A 14,291-nucleotide genomic window follows, 5' to 3' on the forward strand; every position below is an offset into this window, starting at 1 on the left:
TGGAACCAGCTTCCAGCCCCGTGCTAATGTTCTTCCCGTTGCCAACGAGCGCCGCTAGCTCAACTGGCAGAGCAGCGGACTCTTAATCCGCGGGTTCGGGGTTCGAGTCCCTGGCGGCGCACCAACGAGCAAGGCCCTGACGTGGCACTTCGGTGCCGGTCGGGGCCTTTTCGCGTACGCCGGTCGCGGGGGCGGCCCGCTGGGTGCTCGAGGTCCCACACCGGCACGATGTTCGCGTGCACATTGCGTGTCGCGGACGGGGACGCGCCGGGTGTCGAGAACGCTGCGATCGATCCATCCGCGCGGCGCGAAGACCTTGACGAACGTCGATTTTTTCAGCTCGGCGGGCCGAACTTCTTGAGCGCCCCGAAACTATGTGGCAATCTCGAATTCATCGATGTGTAGCGTTCTCTCGCCCCCCGTGGTCTGCCCGCAGAGCACGGGAGCCGGCCGGCGGTGTTAGCGCTAACTCAATGACCGGGATGCGACTCTGGAAGGTGCTGAGACAGGTGAAGACTCTCGTACATCGGACTGGTTCTCCGCGGCGACCACGGAAGGCCGGAGCGACGCTGCGTGCGCTGGCGGTCGGGTTGCTGGTGGCCGGCACGGCGCTGGTGCCCACCGGCGCCGCCAACGCGGGCACCACGCTGGGCACCTCGGCGGCGGAGAAGGGCCGCTACTTCGGCGCCGCCGTCGGGACGTACAAGTTCTCCGACACCACGTACATGACGGTGCTCAACCGCGAGTTCAACAGCCTCGTCGCCGAGAACGAGATGAAGTGGGACGCGACCGAGCCGCAACGGGGGGTGTTCAACTACAGCGCCGGCGACCGGATCGTCAGCCACGCCCGCTCCCGGGGCATGTCGGTACGTGGGCACACCCTGCTGTGGCACGCCCAGCAGCCCGGCTGGGCACAGGGTCTGTCCGGCAGTGACCTGCGCAACGCGGCCATCAACCACGTCACCCAGGTCGCCACGCACTTCCGGGGGCAGATCCACTCCTGGGACGTGGTGAACGAGGCGTTCGCCGACGGTGGCAGCGGCGCCCGCCGTGACTCGAACCTGCAGCGCACCGGCAACGACTGGATCGAGGCGGCCTTCCGCGCCGCCCGCGCGGCCGACCCGGGCGCGAAGCTCTGCTACAACGACTACAACACCGACGGGGTCAACGCGAAGTCGACCGGCATCTACAACATGGTGCGCGACTTCAAGGCCCGGGGCGTGCCGATCGACTGCGTCGGCTTCCAGTCCCACCTGGGCACCACGTTGTCGAGTGACTACCAGGCGAACCTGCAACGGTTCGCGGATCTGGGCGTCGACGTGCAGATCACCGAGCTGGACATCATGCAGGGCGGCAACCAGGCCAACATGTACGGCGCGGTGACCCGCGCCTGCCTGGCGGTGTCACGCTGCACCGGCATCACGGTGTGGGGCGTGCGGGACTGCGACTCCTGGCGCGGCGGCGACAATGCCCTGCTCTTCGACTGCGCGGGCAACAAGAAGGCCGCGTACACGGCGGTCCTCGACGCGCTCAACGGTGGCACCAACCCGAACCCGAACCCGACCGGTAACCGGCTGCGCAACGAGGCATCCGGCCGGTGCCTGGATGTGAACGGCGCGAGTTCGACCAATGGTGCCCAGATGATCATCTGGGACTGCCACACCGGAGCGAACCAGCAGTTCACCGAGAACGGGCGGGCGTTGCAGGTGATGGGCAGGTGCCTGGACGTGCCGAACAACGCCGCCGCTGGCACCCGGGTGCAGATCTGGGACTGCCACGGTGGGGTCAACCAGCAGTGGGTCTTCAACAGCAACGCCACGATCAGCAACGCGCAGACCGGGCTGTGCCTGGACGTCAACGGCGCCAGCACCGCCAACGGCTCCGCGGTGATCGTGTGGAGTTGCCACGGCGGAGCCAACCAACGGTGGGCCCGGGCCTGAGATGACGGACCTCACGGCACCGCCCCGATCCCGTACGAGCCGATACCTGGCCCGGATACTCTCCTGCGCCCTGGCCGCGCTCGGCGCGGTGCCGGCCGCTGTGCTGGGTGGTGCCTCGCCAGCTGCCGCGGACACCACCCAGTTCCGCGGTGTCAACTGGGCCAGGGTGGGCGACAACTTCCACGGTGGGCCACTGGTGCTGGCCGGCCTGAGCAGCTCCGACAGCTACGCGACGGTGGTGGCCAAGGCCAACGCGATCTACACCGGCTTCCAGAACAACCTGGGCGCCAACACGGTCCGGCTACCGGTCAACACCTACACCGTCGGTACGAGCTGGTGGAACGCGTACACCGGCGCGATCGACGCCGCCACGGCGAAGGGCTTCAAGGTCGTCCTCTCCTACTGGGACGACGGCGTGGCCGCCAGTGGCGGCCGGATCGTCAACACCACCGCCTTCAACACCATGTGGAACACCGTGGTCGCCAGGTACGGCGCCAACGACCTGGTGTACTTCGAGCCGATGAACGAGCCCGGCGGGCACAGCGCCGCGGACTGGGCCAACGTGGTGAACAACTGGCTCAACGCCCGTCCGTCGATCCCGCGCAACCGGGTCTTCGTCAGCGGGGCCGGCCTGAACACCGACATCAAATCGATGTGCGCCGACCGCCGGCTCGACGGCACGATCGTGTCGCTGCACCACTACACCTTCTTCAGCGGTGCGAAGAACTATGACCAGTGGGTGGCGTTCCTGCGGGACGCGATCGGCTCCTGCGCCGCCCGTACCGTCATGGACGAGTTCGGTGCGCCGATGGACACCGGGCTCAACTACCAGGACGCCACCAGCACCGACAACTTCGTGCGCTACTTCCGTGCCACCACCGACGTGCTGCGGGAACTGCGGATCGGCTCGATCTACTGGCCGGGGTTGGGCGGCAAGATCACCGCCGGCCAGGGCGACGACTGGTACGCCATGCAGAAGCTGCACGGCACCGGCACCAACCTCACTCTCAGCACCCCCAACGCAAGCGGCCTCAACCGCCTCAGACATGCCTGGGGGTTGACCGACGGCGGGGTTCCGGCGGAGGCCAGCCTGCTGCGCAACGTCGGCACCGGGCAGTGCCTGGACATCCCTGGCGCCACCACCGCCAATATCCAGGTCCAGGTGTACCCCTGCAACAACACCGCCGCCCAGCAGTGGACCGTGACGGCCGGCGGGCAGATCACCGCCCTCGCCGGCCAGCGGTGCCTCGACGCGTACAACCGGGGGACCGCGAACGGCACCGCCGTCGGCACGTACGCGTGTAACGGCGGCGACAACCAGCGATGGACGGTTGGCGGCGACGGCACGATCCGCGGTGCGCAGTCCGGCCTCTGCCTGGACGTGAACACCAGCACGTCCAAGGTCCAGCTCTGGAGCTGCTGGGGCGGCGACAACCAGAAGTGGCAGGTGCAGAAATGATGCCCTTGGTCCGGGCCGGAAGAGGTGCCTTACTCGCGCTGGCGGTGCTCGTCTCCGCCGCGCTGCCGGCGGTGGTCGCAGATCAGGCTCCGGCGCTGGCGGCGATCCAGGAGACACTTCATGTCGCGCCCGGTGGAGACGACGCCAACCCGGGCACGATGGCGGCACCGTTCAGAACCGTGCAGCGCGCACGGGACGTGGTCCGCACGAAAACCGCGAACATGACCGGCGACATCCAGGTCTACCTTCGCGGCGGACGCTATCCGGTGAGCAGCACGATCGAGTTCGGGTCGAGCGACTCCGGCACGAACGGCAACCGGGTCATCTACGCCGCGTACCCCGGCGAGACGCCGGTCCTCGACGGCGGTGTGCAGGTGACGGGCTGGACCCAGCACAGCGGCAACATCTGGAAGGCGCCCCTGGACCGGGCCAACAAGCTGCGGACGCTCTACGTCAACGACAAGCGCGCGTTCATGGCCTCGAAGACGATCAGTTCGGCGGGCTGCTACGGGACGTACACCGTCACGGCCGGCCAGGCCGACTGGGCCTGGGAGTCGGGATCGCAGTGTGCCGGCGCCAAATACGGTCTGACGGACTTTCCCGCCATCGCCCGCAACCACGACGACATCGAGATCGAGACGGGGACGACCTGGACCACGGCCTTCGTGGGCGTCCGCCAGGTGACCACCAGTTCCGACGGCGCGAGCCGGGTGGCCCTCTTCCAGCAGCCCGGTGCGGCCATCGCTCAGGGTGCGTTCAACGGCAACGCCCAGGTGGGCGGCACCCACAAGGTCATGAACGCGTACGAGTTCCTGGACGCGCCCGGCGAGTTCTACTTCGACAAGAGCAGCCGGACCTTGTACTACTACAAGGCCAGTGCGGAGAACATGTCGACCGCGACGGTCTACGCGCCGAACAACGTGACCACCCTGCTGCGCGTCGCCGGCACCTCGACGAGCAACCATGCCCGCAACATCACGTTCTCCGGCCTGACCGTGCAGCACTCCGACTGGAACCTGTTCACCGTCGCCGGCTCGTCCTTCAAGCAGGCACAGCAGGGCAACCTCGGCGCCCAGGCGTACGCGAAGGGCAACTTCCACGTCTACTACTACCGGAACGTGGACGTCACCCCCGGCATCGTCCAGGTGCAGAACGCCGACGGGATCCTCCTGCACCGCAACCGGGTCCAGCACACCGGCGCCGACGGAATCAACATGATCAACGACGTGCAGGGCAGCCAGTTGATCGGCAACCACACCAACGACATCGCCGGGTCCGCCATCACCGTGGGGCATCCCCAGCACGTCTACGTCGGAGACGGCACGTCGATCAACCGCGAGAAGTACTCCGCGCAGGTCGAAGGACTGCCGAAGAACATCGACATCAGGAACAACTACCTCTACGACAGCGCGGTCCTGTTCAACGGGCACAGCCCGATCTCGGCGTACTTCGCCGACACCCTCACCATCCAGCACAACCGGATCGAGAAGACGCCTTGGTCCGGCATAACCCTCGGCTGGGGCTGGTGGAACTTCGACGGATCATCTGGCTCGATCGCGCCCAACGGACCGACCACCACGGCCCGGAACAACACCATCAGTTACAACCACATCATTGACACGGTGCAGCGGTTGAGTGACACGGCACCGATCTACACGCTGGGCAGTCAGCCGGGGACGACGATCGCCGACAACTACCTCCAGGGCGTGCCCGCCGGCCACAAGTACGGGCTGCACCCGGACGAGGGATCGGCGTACATGACGTTCCGGGACAACGTCCTGAGCATCGACAAGAACGTCACCTGGATGATCAATTCCGACGACTTCGGGCGGAAGCACGACCTGAGCATCACGCAGACCTACGGTCCGATCAATAAGGTCTCGAACAAGAATCTGCCGAACAGCACGATCGGCGACATCATCGTCTCCGCCGACTATGTCTGGCCGGCGGCGGCGTACGGAATCGCCGTCAACTCGGGCCTGGAGGACGGGTACCGGGACATCATCCCGGCGGGCAACTTCTCCGCGCCGAACCACGTCCTGCCGGCCAGCACGTTCGTCACCAGCGCGACGGCGTCGATCCCGATCCGCAGCACCGGCGATGCCACCAAGGCGGTCTGGCTGGCCCCCACCGGTACGACCACCTTCACCGCCGGCCCGACGATGACCAGGGCGGCCGGCACCGCCAGGTCCATCGCCGTACCGACGTCGCCGGGGGAGTACCGGCTCTACGTCGTCGATGCCCAGGGCAATCGGTCGGCGGAGTCGACCTCCGTCGTCCGGCAGCAGAGCGGCGGCGGCGGCCAGCAGGGCGGGCAGCTCGTGGGCGGCCAGTCCGGCCGCTGCGTCGACGTGCCCAACTCCGCGACCACGAACGGCACCCAGGTGCAGCTCTGGGACTGCACCGGCGGCGTGAACCAGCGGTGGACCTCCACCGCCAGCAAGCAACTGACCGTGTACGGCAACAAGTGTCTGGACGCCTCGGGGGCGGGCACGGCCAACGGCACCCAGGTCATCATCTGGGACTGCCACGGCGGGCTCAACCAGCAGTGGAACGTCAACGCCAACGGCACCATCACGAACGGCCAGTCCGGGCTCTGTCTCGATGCCAACGGCGCCGCCACCGCCAACGGCACGAAGATCATTCTCTGGTCGTGCAACGGTGGCTCGAACCAGCCGTGGAGCCTGCGGAGCTGACCAGCCACCTCCCGGGGCCGGGTCGAACCGGCCTGGCCCCGGGAGGCCCGGCTGGCCGACCGGAGAGCGCGCCCACGTCACGGAGCGGGTGCCGGTTCGGTGGGGCGCGGGGTGAAGAAGCGGACGATGTCGTCGGCTGCGGTGGGGACAGCAGGCCGGTCGCGGGGTTGCCTGCTCATAGTTGCGCATCTATAGTTGCGCGGATCACTGGGAACCCTGGCCGTAACGTCGCGGACCCGTTGTCGAAGCGCTTCGACGACCGGCCCGCGACCCCACGATCCGGGCGTCGAGCGGGGGCCAGCGCCGGTTCGCCGCACCCCGGCGCCTGCCGGACGACACGAGGAGAACCGCATGCGTAACGGGCGCCTCCGGCGCACAGTCACCACGCTCGCGCTCACCCTGATGGCCCTGCCGGCCGTACCCGGCGCGGCGCTCGCCGAGCCCACGTACCCGTTCCGGGACCCGCGGCTGCCCGTGCACACCCGGGTCGACGACCTGCTCGGGCGGCTCACCCTGGACGAAAAGATCTCGATGCTGCACCAGTACCAGCCGGCCGTGCCGCGGCTGGGCATCGGCCTGTTCAAGACCGGCACCGAGGCGCTGCACGGCGTCGCCTGGTCGACCGACATCGACAACGGTGGCGCGGTGGTGAAGGCCCGCGGCACGTCGTTCCCGCAGCCGGTGGGCATGGCGAGCACCTGGGACACCGACCTGGTCAACCGGGTCGGCTCGGCCGTCGGCGACGAGGCGCGCGGCTACCACGCGCAGAACCCCCGGGTCTGGGGGCTCAACCTCTGGGCGCCGGTGGTCAACCTGCTGCGCGACCCGCGCTGGGGCCGCAACGAGGAGGGCTACTCCGAGGACCCGCTGCTCACCGGCGCGATCTCCACCGCGTACGGCAAGGGGATGACCGGCGGGGACCCCGACCACCTGAAGACCGCGCCGACCCTCAAGCACTACCTGGCCTACAACAACGAGGTCCGGCGCGACGTGACCTCCGCCAACGTGCCACCCCGGGTGCTCAACGAGTACGACCGGGCCGCCTTCAAGCCGGCCATCACCGCCGGCGCGGCCACCGGCGTGATGGCCTCGTACAACCTGGTCAACGGCCGCCCCGCCACGGTCGACCCGGACCTGGCCACCACCGTGCGCGGGTGGGCCGACCGGCCGCTGATGAACGTCACCGACGCCTGGGCGCCGAACAACCTCGTCGGTTCACAGGGGTACTACGCCAGCCAGGCCGAGGGGAACGCCGCGATCGTCAAGGCCGGCCTCAACAGCTTCATCACCGACGACACCAACGCGCAGCCGACCGTCAACGCGATCAAGCAGGCGCTGGCCGCCGGGCTGCTCAGCGAGCGGGACATCGACGCCCGGATCCGGGAGACCCTGAACGTGCGGTTCCGGCTGGGCGAGTTCGACCCGGGCGGCGGCCGGTACGGCGGCATCACCCCGGAGGTCGTCAACAGCCCCGAACACCAGCGGCTGGCCCGGCAGGCCGCCGGTGAGGCCATGGTGCTGCTCAAGAACTCCCGGCAGGCGCTCCCGCTGGACCCAGCCCGCACCAGGAAGGTCGCTGTGCTCGGCCCGCTGGCCGACACCCTGTACACCGACTGGTACGGCGGCGACCTGCCGTACCAGGTGACCGCCCTGGACGGCATCCGCGAGCGGCTGGGCGGCTCCGCCACCGTCAGCGGCGCCGACGGGGCGGACCGGATCGCGCTGAAGGACCCCGCGACCGGCCGGTACGTCACCGCGACCGGCACCACCGACGCGGACCAGGTCACCGCGAGCGCCGCCACGGCCACCGCCGCCGCCCAGTTCGACGTGGTCGACTGGGGCCAGGACGTGGTGACACTGCGCAACGCGGCCAACGGCCGCTACCTCGGCTACAACTGGGGGCCGTTGATCACCCGCGACGACCAGCCGAACGGCTGGTTCGTGCAGCAGCAGTTCAAGCTGGAGCCGCAGGACGACGGCAGTGTGGTGCTGCACTACGTCGGCTACGAGACCAAGGAGAGCTGGTTCGGCCCCAACACGTACGTCACGGTCGGCGCCGACGGCGCGCTCACCCTCGGCGCGGCCACCCCCGCCGCTGCGACCCGGTTCCAGCGCGAGGTCCTCAGCAGCGGGATCGACCGGGCGGTCGCCGCGGCCCGGGCGGCCGACACCGCCGTCCTGGTCGTCGGCAGCAACCCGTTCATCAACGGGCGGGAGGCGCACGACCGGACCTCGATGGCGCTGGGCGCCGGCCAGGAGGCCCTGGTCCGGGCCGTGACCAGGGCCAACCCGCGTACGGTGTTGGTGCTCCAGACCAGCTATCCGATCACCCTCGGCTGGGAGCAGGAGCACGTCCCGGCCATCGTCTGGACCACCCACGCCGGCGCGGAGACCGGGCACGCCATCGCCGACGTCCTGTACGGCGACCGCAACCCGTCCGGGCGGCTCACCCAGACCTGGTACCGCTCGGCCGACCAACTGCCGCCGGACCTGCTGGAGTACGACATCATCTCGTCCCGGCAGACCTACCTGTACAACAGCGCACGGCCGCTCTACCCCTTCGGCCACGGGCTGTCGTACACCCGGTTCCGGTACGGCCCGCCGCGCGCCGACGCCCGGACCGTCACCGCCGGCGGCACCGTCACCGTCACCGTCGACGTGACCAACGCCGGCAGCCGGGCCGGGGCCGAGGTGGTCCAGCTCTACACCCACCAGCGCACCTCGCGGGACCGGACGCCGATCCGGCAGCTCAAGGCGTTCCAGCGGGTCGAACTCGGGCCCGGGCAGACCCGCACGGTGCGGCTGCGGCTGCCGGCCGCCGACCTGGCGCACTGGGACGTCACCCGCGACCGGTGGGTGGTCGAGTCGTCCACCTACGACCTGCTGGTCGGCGCGTCCGTCGAGGACATCCGGGGCCGGACCGCGGTGCGGGTGCGCGGCGAGAGCATCCCGGCCCGCGACCTGTCCCGGCCCACCCGGGCGGAGAACTTCGACCGGTACTCCGGGGTCCGGCTGGTCGACGAGACCAAGGCCCGCGGCACGGCCGTCGGCGCCACGGCGGCCGGCCAGTGGGTCTCCTTCGCCGGCTCGGCCCTGCGCCCCGGCGAGCGCACCGTCACCGCCCGGGTCGCCAGGGCCGACGCGGGCGCCACGACGATCCAGGTCCGGCTCGGCTCACCCACCGGCCGGCTGCTGGGCACGGCCGCCGTCCCCAGCACCGGCGACGACCATCGGTACGTGACCGTCCGGGCCGACCTGGCCCGGACCGCCGGCGTCCACGACGTGTACCTGGTGTTCGGCTCCGCGCTGCGGCTGGCCGAGTTCTCGATCAGCTGACCGGCCGGCCGGCTCGGGGTCCGCGGGAAACCGTGGGCCCCGAGCCGGCCGACCCGCAGAATTGGGTGCATGCGAGCCGCCTACGTCGAGCGCCCCGGGCCCGCCGCCGACATCCGCTACGGCGACCTGCCGGCACCCCGCCCCGGCCCGACCGACGTCCTGGTCGACCTCGTCGCCACCACGGTCAACCACGTCGACACCTTCGTCCGCTCCGGGGCGTACCCGACGCCGCTGCCGACGCCGTTCGTGGTGGGCCGCGACCTGGTGGGCCGGGTCGCCGAGGCCGGCCCCGGCGCCCCCGGCTTCCGCGCCGGCGACCTGGTGTGGTGCAACAGCCTGGGGCACGACGGCCGGCAGGGCGCCGCCGCCGAGCGGGCCGTGGTGCCGGTCGACCGGCTCTACCGGCTGCCCGACGGGGTCGATCCGGCGACCGCCGTCACCGTGCTGCACCCGGGCGCGACCGCGTACCTGGCGCTCGTCGTCCACGGCCGGCTGCGGGCCGGGGAGACCGTGGTGGTGGCCGGCGGCGGTGGCAACGTCGGCGCGGCCCTGGTCACCCTCGCCGCCGCGGCCGGCGCCCGGGTGGTGGCCACCGCGTCCCCGCGGGACGCCGAGTTCTGCCGGAACGCCGGCGCCGCCGAGGTGCTCGACTACCACGCCCCCGACCTGATCGACCGGCTACGGGCGGCCTGCCCCGGCGGCGTCGACGTGTACCTCGACACCGCCGGACGCAACGACCTCGAAGCAGTGGTCGACCTGCTCGCGCTGCGCGGCCGGATCGTGCTGCTCGCCGGGGCCCGCTCCCGGCCGGTGCTGCCCGCCGGGGCGCTCTACATGTCCGACCGCAGCGTCGTCGGCTTCGTCATCTCGCACGCCACCACGGCGGAACTGGCCGAGGCCGCCGGCGCGGTCAACCGGATGCTCGCCGCCGGCCGGCTGGCGCCGCGCGCGGTCGTGCGGCTGTCCCTGTCCCAGGTTGCCGAGGCACACCGGATGATCGAGCAGAGCGAGCTGCGCGGGCGGCGCGCGGTGATCACCCGGGCGGTGGGCGAGAGCCGCGAGGATGACCTCCCACGCCGTGTGGACCGTGGTGGCGAAGGCGGCCTGGTCCCCGCCGACGCGTTCGGCGTCGCGCGCATGACCCCGGACAGCAGTTCCACCGCGAGGTGTACGTCGCCCACGTCGCGGAGGCATCCTTCCGACGCCAGCTCGGGCCGGGGGCGACCTGCCGCGCCCGATCGCTGTGGCCTGATCCGATCGGGGCCCTGGCCCGGTGCAGCTGCCACCGGGCCAGCGCCCTGTCGGCGTCGAGTCAGGCGCCGGCGGCTACTGGCAACCCAGCGCCCCCTTGTACCCGGGGGGCACGTCTCCGTCGGCCACCTCGTCGGCGGTCTCCCAGAACACCTCCGGATAATCGCCGGCCTCGTTCATCTGGTGCAGCACCTTCCAGTGGTGGCTGCTGCGCAACGCGTCGGTGGCCCGCTTCAGGGCGGCGTCGTCGCCGGCCTTCTTCGCCCGCAGCCATTCGGCGATCCACCCGCAGCCGACCCGCGCGGTCACCTGGGCGCCGAACTGGTAGGCGTCGTTGACCCCCAGCTCGGTCAGCGCGGCGGTGTCGAAGCCTGGGGGGAGTGGCACGTCGGCGAGGACCGTGGCTGCCCGCTCCTCGATCCGCTCGGGCGTGACGATCTCCGCGGGCAGCGCAGCCAGCCAGGTACGGGCGTCGACCCGCACCACGGCGGCCAGCATCCGGTCGAACTCCGCCCGCCGCATGCCGTTGGCACGCAGTTCGACGAAGGAACCGTCGCGGGGCCGGAGCATGACCGCGAAGTCGTTCCCGCTGTACCGGAACAGGTCGCCCGGTTGACCGTCGACCTTCACGGCCTCAGGCCTGCTGACACCGAGTCGATCCTGCTGGTAGCCGTGGTAGGAATCGGCCGGGTACCAGTTCATCTCCACGTGCCGGTCGCCGTTGGTGAAGCCGATGGTGCCCTGCTTCTCGGCGAACCCGTAGACGGTGGTCGCCTTCCAGCCGGGCTGATCGATCAGCAGGCGCGGGTTCTGCTCGGCCGCCTTGAGCACCATCGCCGAATAGCCGGCGGTTCGCGGCCCGTCCGAGGTGGTGACCGGGGACGCCTGGCGGCCGGCCGGAGGCTCGGGACGCAGGGCCGAGACGGCGAGGAAGCCGGTGAGCAGCACAGCCGCGACGCCCGCGGCGGCCAGGCCGCTCAGGACGCTGCGGCGGGCCCGCCGGGGTCGCTCCGGCGGTTCGGTGACGGGGGCCAGGGTCGGCGTGGACATGATCTCCTCCAGGAGGTGCTGCGCGGCCCCGTCGAGGTGCCGGACGGCATCCGGTGGGTACGGGTCGGCGTCTCGGACCATCCGGTCGAGCTGCTCGTCGGTCATCTGCCCTCCTCGGAGATGCGTACGGCCATGACGTCGAGTTCATGTCCGGCTGGGCCGGGGTCGTCACGGAGGAGTTCGCGCAGCCGGGCCCGGGCCCGCGACAGGCGGGTACGGACCACGCTCGGGTTCACCCGCAGCACCGCGGCGATCTCGCGCGGTTCCAGCCCTTCCCAGAAGGTCAGCATGAGAACCTCGCGGTCCAGCTCACCGAGGCGGGCCAGCGCGGACCGGACCACGAGCCGCTCCGGCACCTGGCTGCCGGGGTCGACGGAGAAGGCGTCCCGCAGCCGGTGCCGCAGCCGTTCGCCGAGCCGTTCCCGGCGCAGGGTGCCGCGGTGGTGGTTGGCCAGCACCCGCCGGGCGACCCCGTACAGCCACAGCCGGATCTCTTCCTCGGGCGGCATTTCGCGGCCACGACGCCAGGCGACGAGGAACACCTCGGCGACCACGTCGGCCGCGTCCTCGGGTTGCGCGACGCGCCGGAGAGCGTACGCCAGAAGCGGCTCGAAGTTGGCCGCGTAGACCTGGCGGAAGAGATCCTCATGCTCGATACCGGCGCTCACGTCCATCCCATGTCCGGTCCGGCACCCATCGTGACAGGTGGATGCCGGATGGTTTCGCAGGAGGAGGCGCGGAGCGCGCGCAACACCGAGATCGCTCCCGCTCACCTGGTCCTCGGCCGGCTCTGCCGAGCCGGACGCGATCGCCGCCAGACGATCGTCCCTCACCCCGCCGTTCCTGATGGCCGACACCCGCGGTGTCACCGTCCGGATGGGTGTCGAGGGGCGTCAGCCGTGACCCCGCCGACCTCCCACAGCGGCCCCCCGTCGGGCCTGCTATCGTTCCTCCCCGTTGCCGGCGAGCGCCGCTAGCTCAACTGGCAGAGCAGCGGACTCTTAATCCGCGGGTTCGGGGTTCGAGTCCCTGGCGGCGCACCAATGATCAAGGCCCTGACCTGGTGGTTCACACCAGGGCGGGGCCTTTTTCGGGTGCCTCGATGGGTGGTCGCTCGGCGGGTGCTCGGGAGCCGTTGGACCGCTCGCCCACCGGGTCGATGCGTCGGGCTGGCTCACCCCCCGGGCGGGAGGGTGAGCCAGCCGTCGTGGGTCAACGATCGTGCCCGAGGTCAGAACTCACACTGGTTGGGGAACTTCGCGCAGGTGGAGATTGTGGCACCCCGATCCGGAATCTCGGCCCACCGGTCGGCGTCCACACTCGCCAGTGAGCCGTCACTCATCGAGTTGATGATGGCCCAGAGGCCGTTGACGTTCTGCTTGACGATGTAGCCGCTGCTCTTGTGGCCGATGCCGCCACGCGACTCGAAGAACATCGCGTTGCTGCGCCAGTTGACGTACTCGCCCTGCGGTCCCGGTGCGTTGAGCATCGCGGCCGAGGTAACACCCTCCGGGATGTTGATGTACGGGTAGCGGGTGAGGGTGACGACGCCGCTCTTGCCAGCGGCGTCCGCAGCCACGACACCCATGCGGCGCACCGTGTTCCACTGCTCCGAGGTGAGCATGCCGGGATCGAGCGAGATGCCGACCGAGAACGTGGTCATCTCGTCCGTGTCATCGACGTAATACGTGCCCTGGTGGTGCAGGTCGATCATGTGGTGGGGCAGGAAGTCGGCCCAGGCGTACCAGAAGGCCTGCGACTCGACGGCGCGATGCCGGGTGTAGCCCGTGAAGGTCCGCTCGGACAACGGGGGCTGACCGAGGCCGGCTCGAACGGCGTTGAGCTGGTCGAAGATTCGGCGGTCGACGCCCCAGTCCCGGTTGAGGTCGATGTTGTGGATGCTGTCCTGCCGCCGGAAGGCCTCGAAGCCGTCGGGGTTGTAGAGCGGAATGATCGCGAAGCTGATCTCCTTCAGGACATCCTGCGCGTGCTTGCCGCCGGCTACCAGGGTCTTCAGGAAGTCCAGCGAGGCTTCGGCGCCGTACGGCTCGTTGCCGTGGATCCGACCCTGAATCCAGACCCGGGTACTGCCGGTGCCGATGTACGCGACCTGCAGTGGACGGCCCTGGCCGCTGCGGCCAACTTCCTCCACCCGAAGCGCGCCCTTGCTGCGGGCCTCCAACGAGCGGAGTTCGGCGGCAACCTCTGCGGCACTCAGCATCGAGGAGCGGTTCACGGTCTCCTGGCTCGGCGGGACGAATGGCCCGTCGGCCTTGGCTACCCCGGGCGCGAGCAGGGGGGCGACGAGTAGCGCGGCCAGCAGGGCGAGGTATCGACGACGGCGTGGTCTAGACACTGTGTGACGTCCCTTCTCAGGTTGCCCCGCAGCTCCGGTCAGTTGTCCTGGCGCCCCCGCGTTCTTCCTCGCGCTGCAATGCTGGCCTGGCTGCGACCCTCCGATGAGGAAGATCAGGCGGTCCGGCAATTCAACAAGGGTGCGTTTCCGCAGGTCAAGAGCCACTGTGAACTTCCGTCGATTGTTGAGCGCCGTACGGGTCC

Annotated in this window: 7 protein-coding genes, 2 tRNA genes and 1 pseudogene; 7 read left to right on the plus strand and 3 right to left on the minus strand. The window is 70.1% G+C overall.

Features of this window, described 5'->3' with window-relative positions:
* Positions 1–48 precede the first annotated feature (48 nt).
* The 6 genes and pseudogenes from AB0H57_RS15385 to AB0H57_RS15410 all read left to right on the plus strand — a co-directional run.
* A tRNA-Lys gene (locus tag AB0H57_RS15385) sits at positions 49–124 on the plus strand.
* A gap of 385 nt (positions 125–509) precedes the next feature.
* Entirely contained in the window at positions 510–1,940 is a 1,431-nt protein-coding gene (locus tag AB0H57_RS15390) for an endo-1,4-beta-xylanase (RefSeq protein ID WP_357506711.1), read from the plus strand.
* Position 1,941: 1 nt separating this feature from the next.
* Positions 1,942–3,399 carry an RICIN domain-containing protein gene (locus tag AB0H57_RS15395; RefSeq protein ID WP_357506713.1) on the plus strand — a complete coding sequence of 486 codons (1,458 nt, stop codon included), beginning with the start codon at positions 1,942–1,944 and terminating at the stop codon, positions 3,397–3,399.
* Positions 3,396–6,095 (plus strand): RICIN domain-containing protein, encoded by a 2,700-nt coding sequence (locus AB0H57_RS15400; protein ID WP_357506715.1) that lies wholly within the window; start codon positions 3,396–3,398, stop codon positions 6,093–6,095. The genes AB0H57_RS15395 and AB0H57_RS15400 overlap by 4 nt, the downstream gene beginning before the upstream one ends.
* Positions 6,096–6,446: 351 nt before the next feature.
* Positions 6,447–9,431: a glycoside hydrolase family 3 C-terminal domain-containing protein gene (locus AB0H57_RS15405; protein ID WP_357506717.1), complete on the plus strand. Its 2,985-nt coding sequence runs from the start codon at positions 6,447–6,449 to the stop codon at positions 9,429–9,431.
* A 69-nt stretch (positions 9,432–9,500) separates the two neighbouring features.
* A pseudogene (locus AB0H57_RS15410) lies at positions 9,501–10,394 on the plus strand (zinc-binding dehydrogenase); the annotation flags it as partial.
* A gap of 363 nt (positions 10,395–10,757) precedes the next feature.
* On the opposite strand, the gene AB0H57_RS15415 reads toward AB0H57_RS15410, so the two are convergent.
* Both AB0H57_RS15415 and AB0H57_RS15420 read right to left on the minus strand, forming a co-directional pair.
* Positions 10,758–11,837: a hypothetical protein gene (locus AB0H57_RS15415; RefSeq protein ID WP_357506719.1), complete on the minus strand. Its 1,080-nt coding sequence runs from the start codon at positions 11,835–11,837 to the stop codon at positions 10,758–10,760.
* Positions 11,834–12,406 (minus strand): sigma-70 family RNA polymerase sigma factor, encoded by a 573-nt coding sequence (locus tag AB0H57_RS15420; RefSeq protein WP_357506721.1) that lies wholly within the window; start codon positions 12,404–12,406, stop codon positions 11,834–11,836. The genes AB0H57_RS15415 and AB0H57_RS15420 overlap by 4 nt, the downstream gene beginning before the upstream one ends.
* A gap of 293 nt (positions 12,407–12,699) precedes the next feature.
* Here AB0H57_RS15420 and AB0H57_RS15425 point away from each other — a divergent pair.
* Positions 12,700–12,775: transfer RNA gene (locus AB0H57_RS15425), tRNA-Lys, on the plus strand.
* 188 nt (positions 12,776–12,963) lie between these two features.
* On the opposite strand, the gene AB0H57_RS15430 is transcribed toward AB0H57_RS15425, so the two are convergent.
* The gene (locus tag AB0H57_RS15430) at positions 12,964–14,253 is read right to left on the minus strand and encodes a M14 family zinc carboxypeptidase (RefSeq protein ID WP_357506723.1); all 1,290 of its coding nucleotides are present in this window, start codon (positions 14,251–14,253) and stop codon (positions 12,964–12,966) included.
* Between the last annotated feature and the right edge of the window lie 38 nt (positions 14,254–14,291).

Source organism: Micromonospora sp. NPDC050686 (assembly GCF_040654475.1).
GTDB lineage: Bacteria > Actinomycetota > Actinomycetes > Mycobacteriales > Micromonosporaceae > Micromonospora.

Coding starts and splice junctions, on each gene's coding strand:
- AB0H57_RS15395 (WP_357506713.1), top strand. CDS start 1,942: ATGACGGACCTCACGGCACCGCCCCGATCCCGTACGAGCCGATACCTG.
- AB0H57_RS15400 (WP_357506715.1), top strand. CDS start 3,396: ATGATGCCCTTGGTCCGGGCCGGAAGAGGTGCCTTACTCGCGCTGGCG.
- AB0H57_RS15405 (WP_357506717.1), top strand. CDS start 6,447: ATGCGTAACGGGCGCCTCCGGCGCACAGTCACCACGCTCGCGCTCACC.
- AB0H57_RS15415 (WP_357506719.1), bottom strand. CDS start 11,837: ATGACCGACGAGCAGCTCGACCGGATGGTCCGAGACGCCGACCCGTAC.
- AB0H57_RS15420 (WP_357506721.1), bottom strand. CDS start 12,406: ATGGACGTGAGCGCCGGTATCGAGCATGAGGATCTCTTCCGCCAGGTC.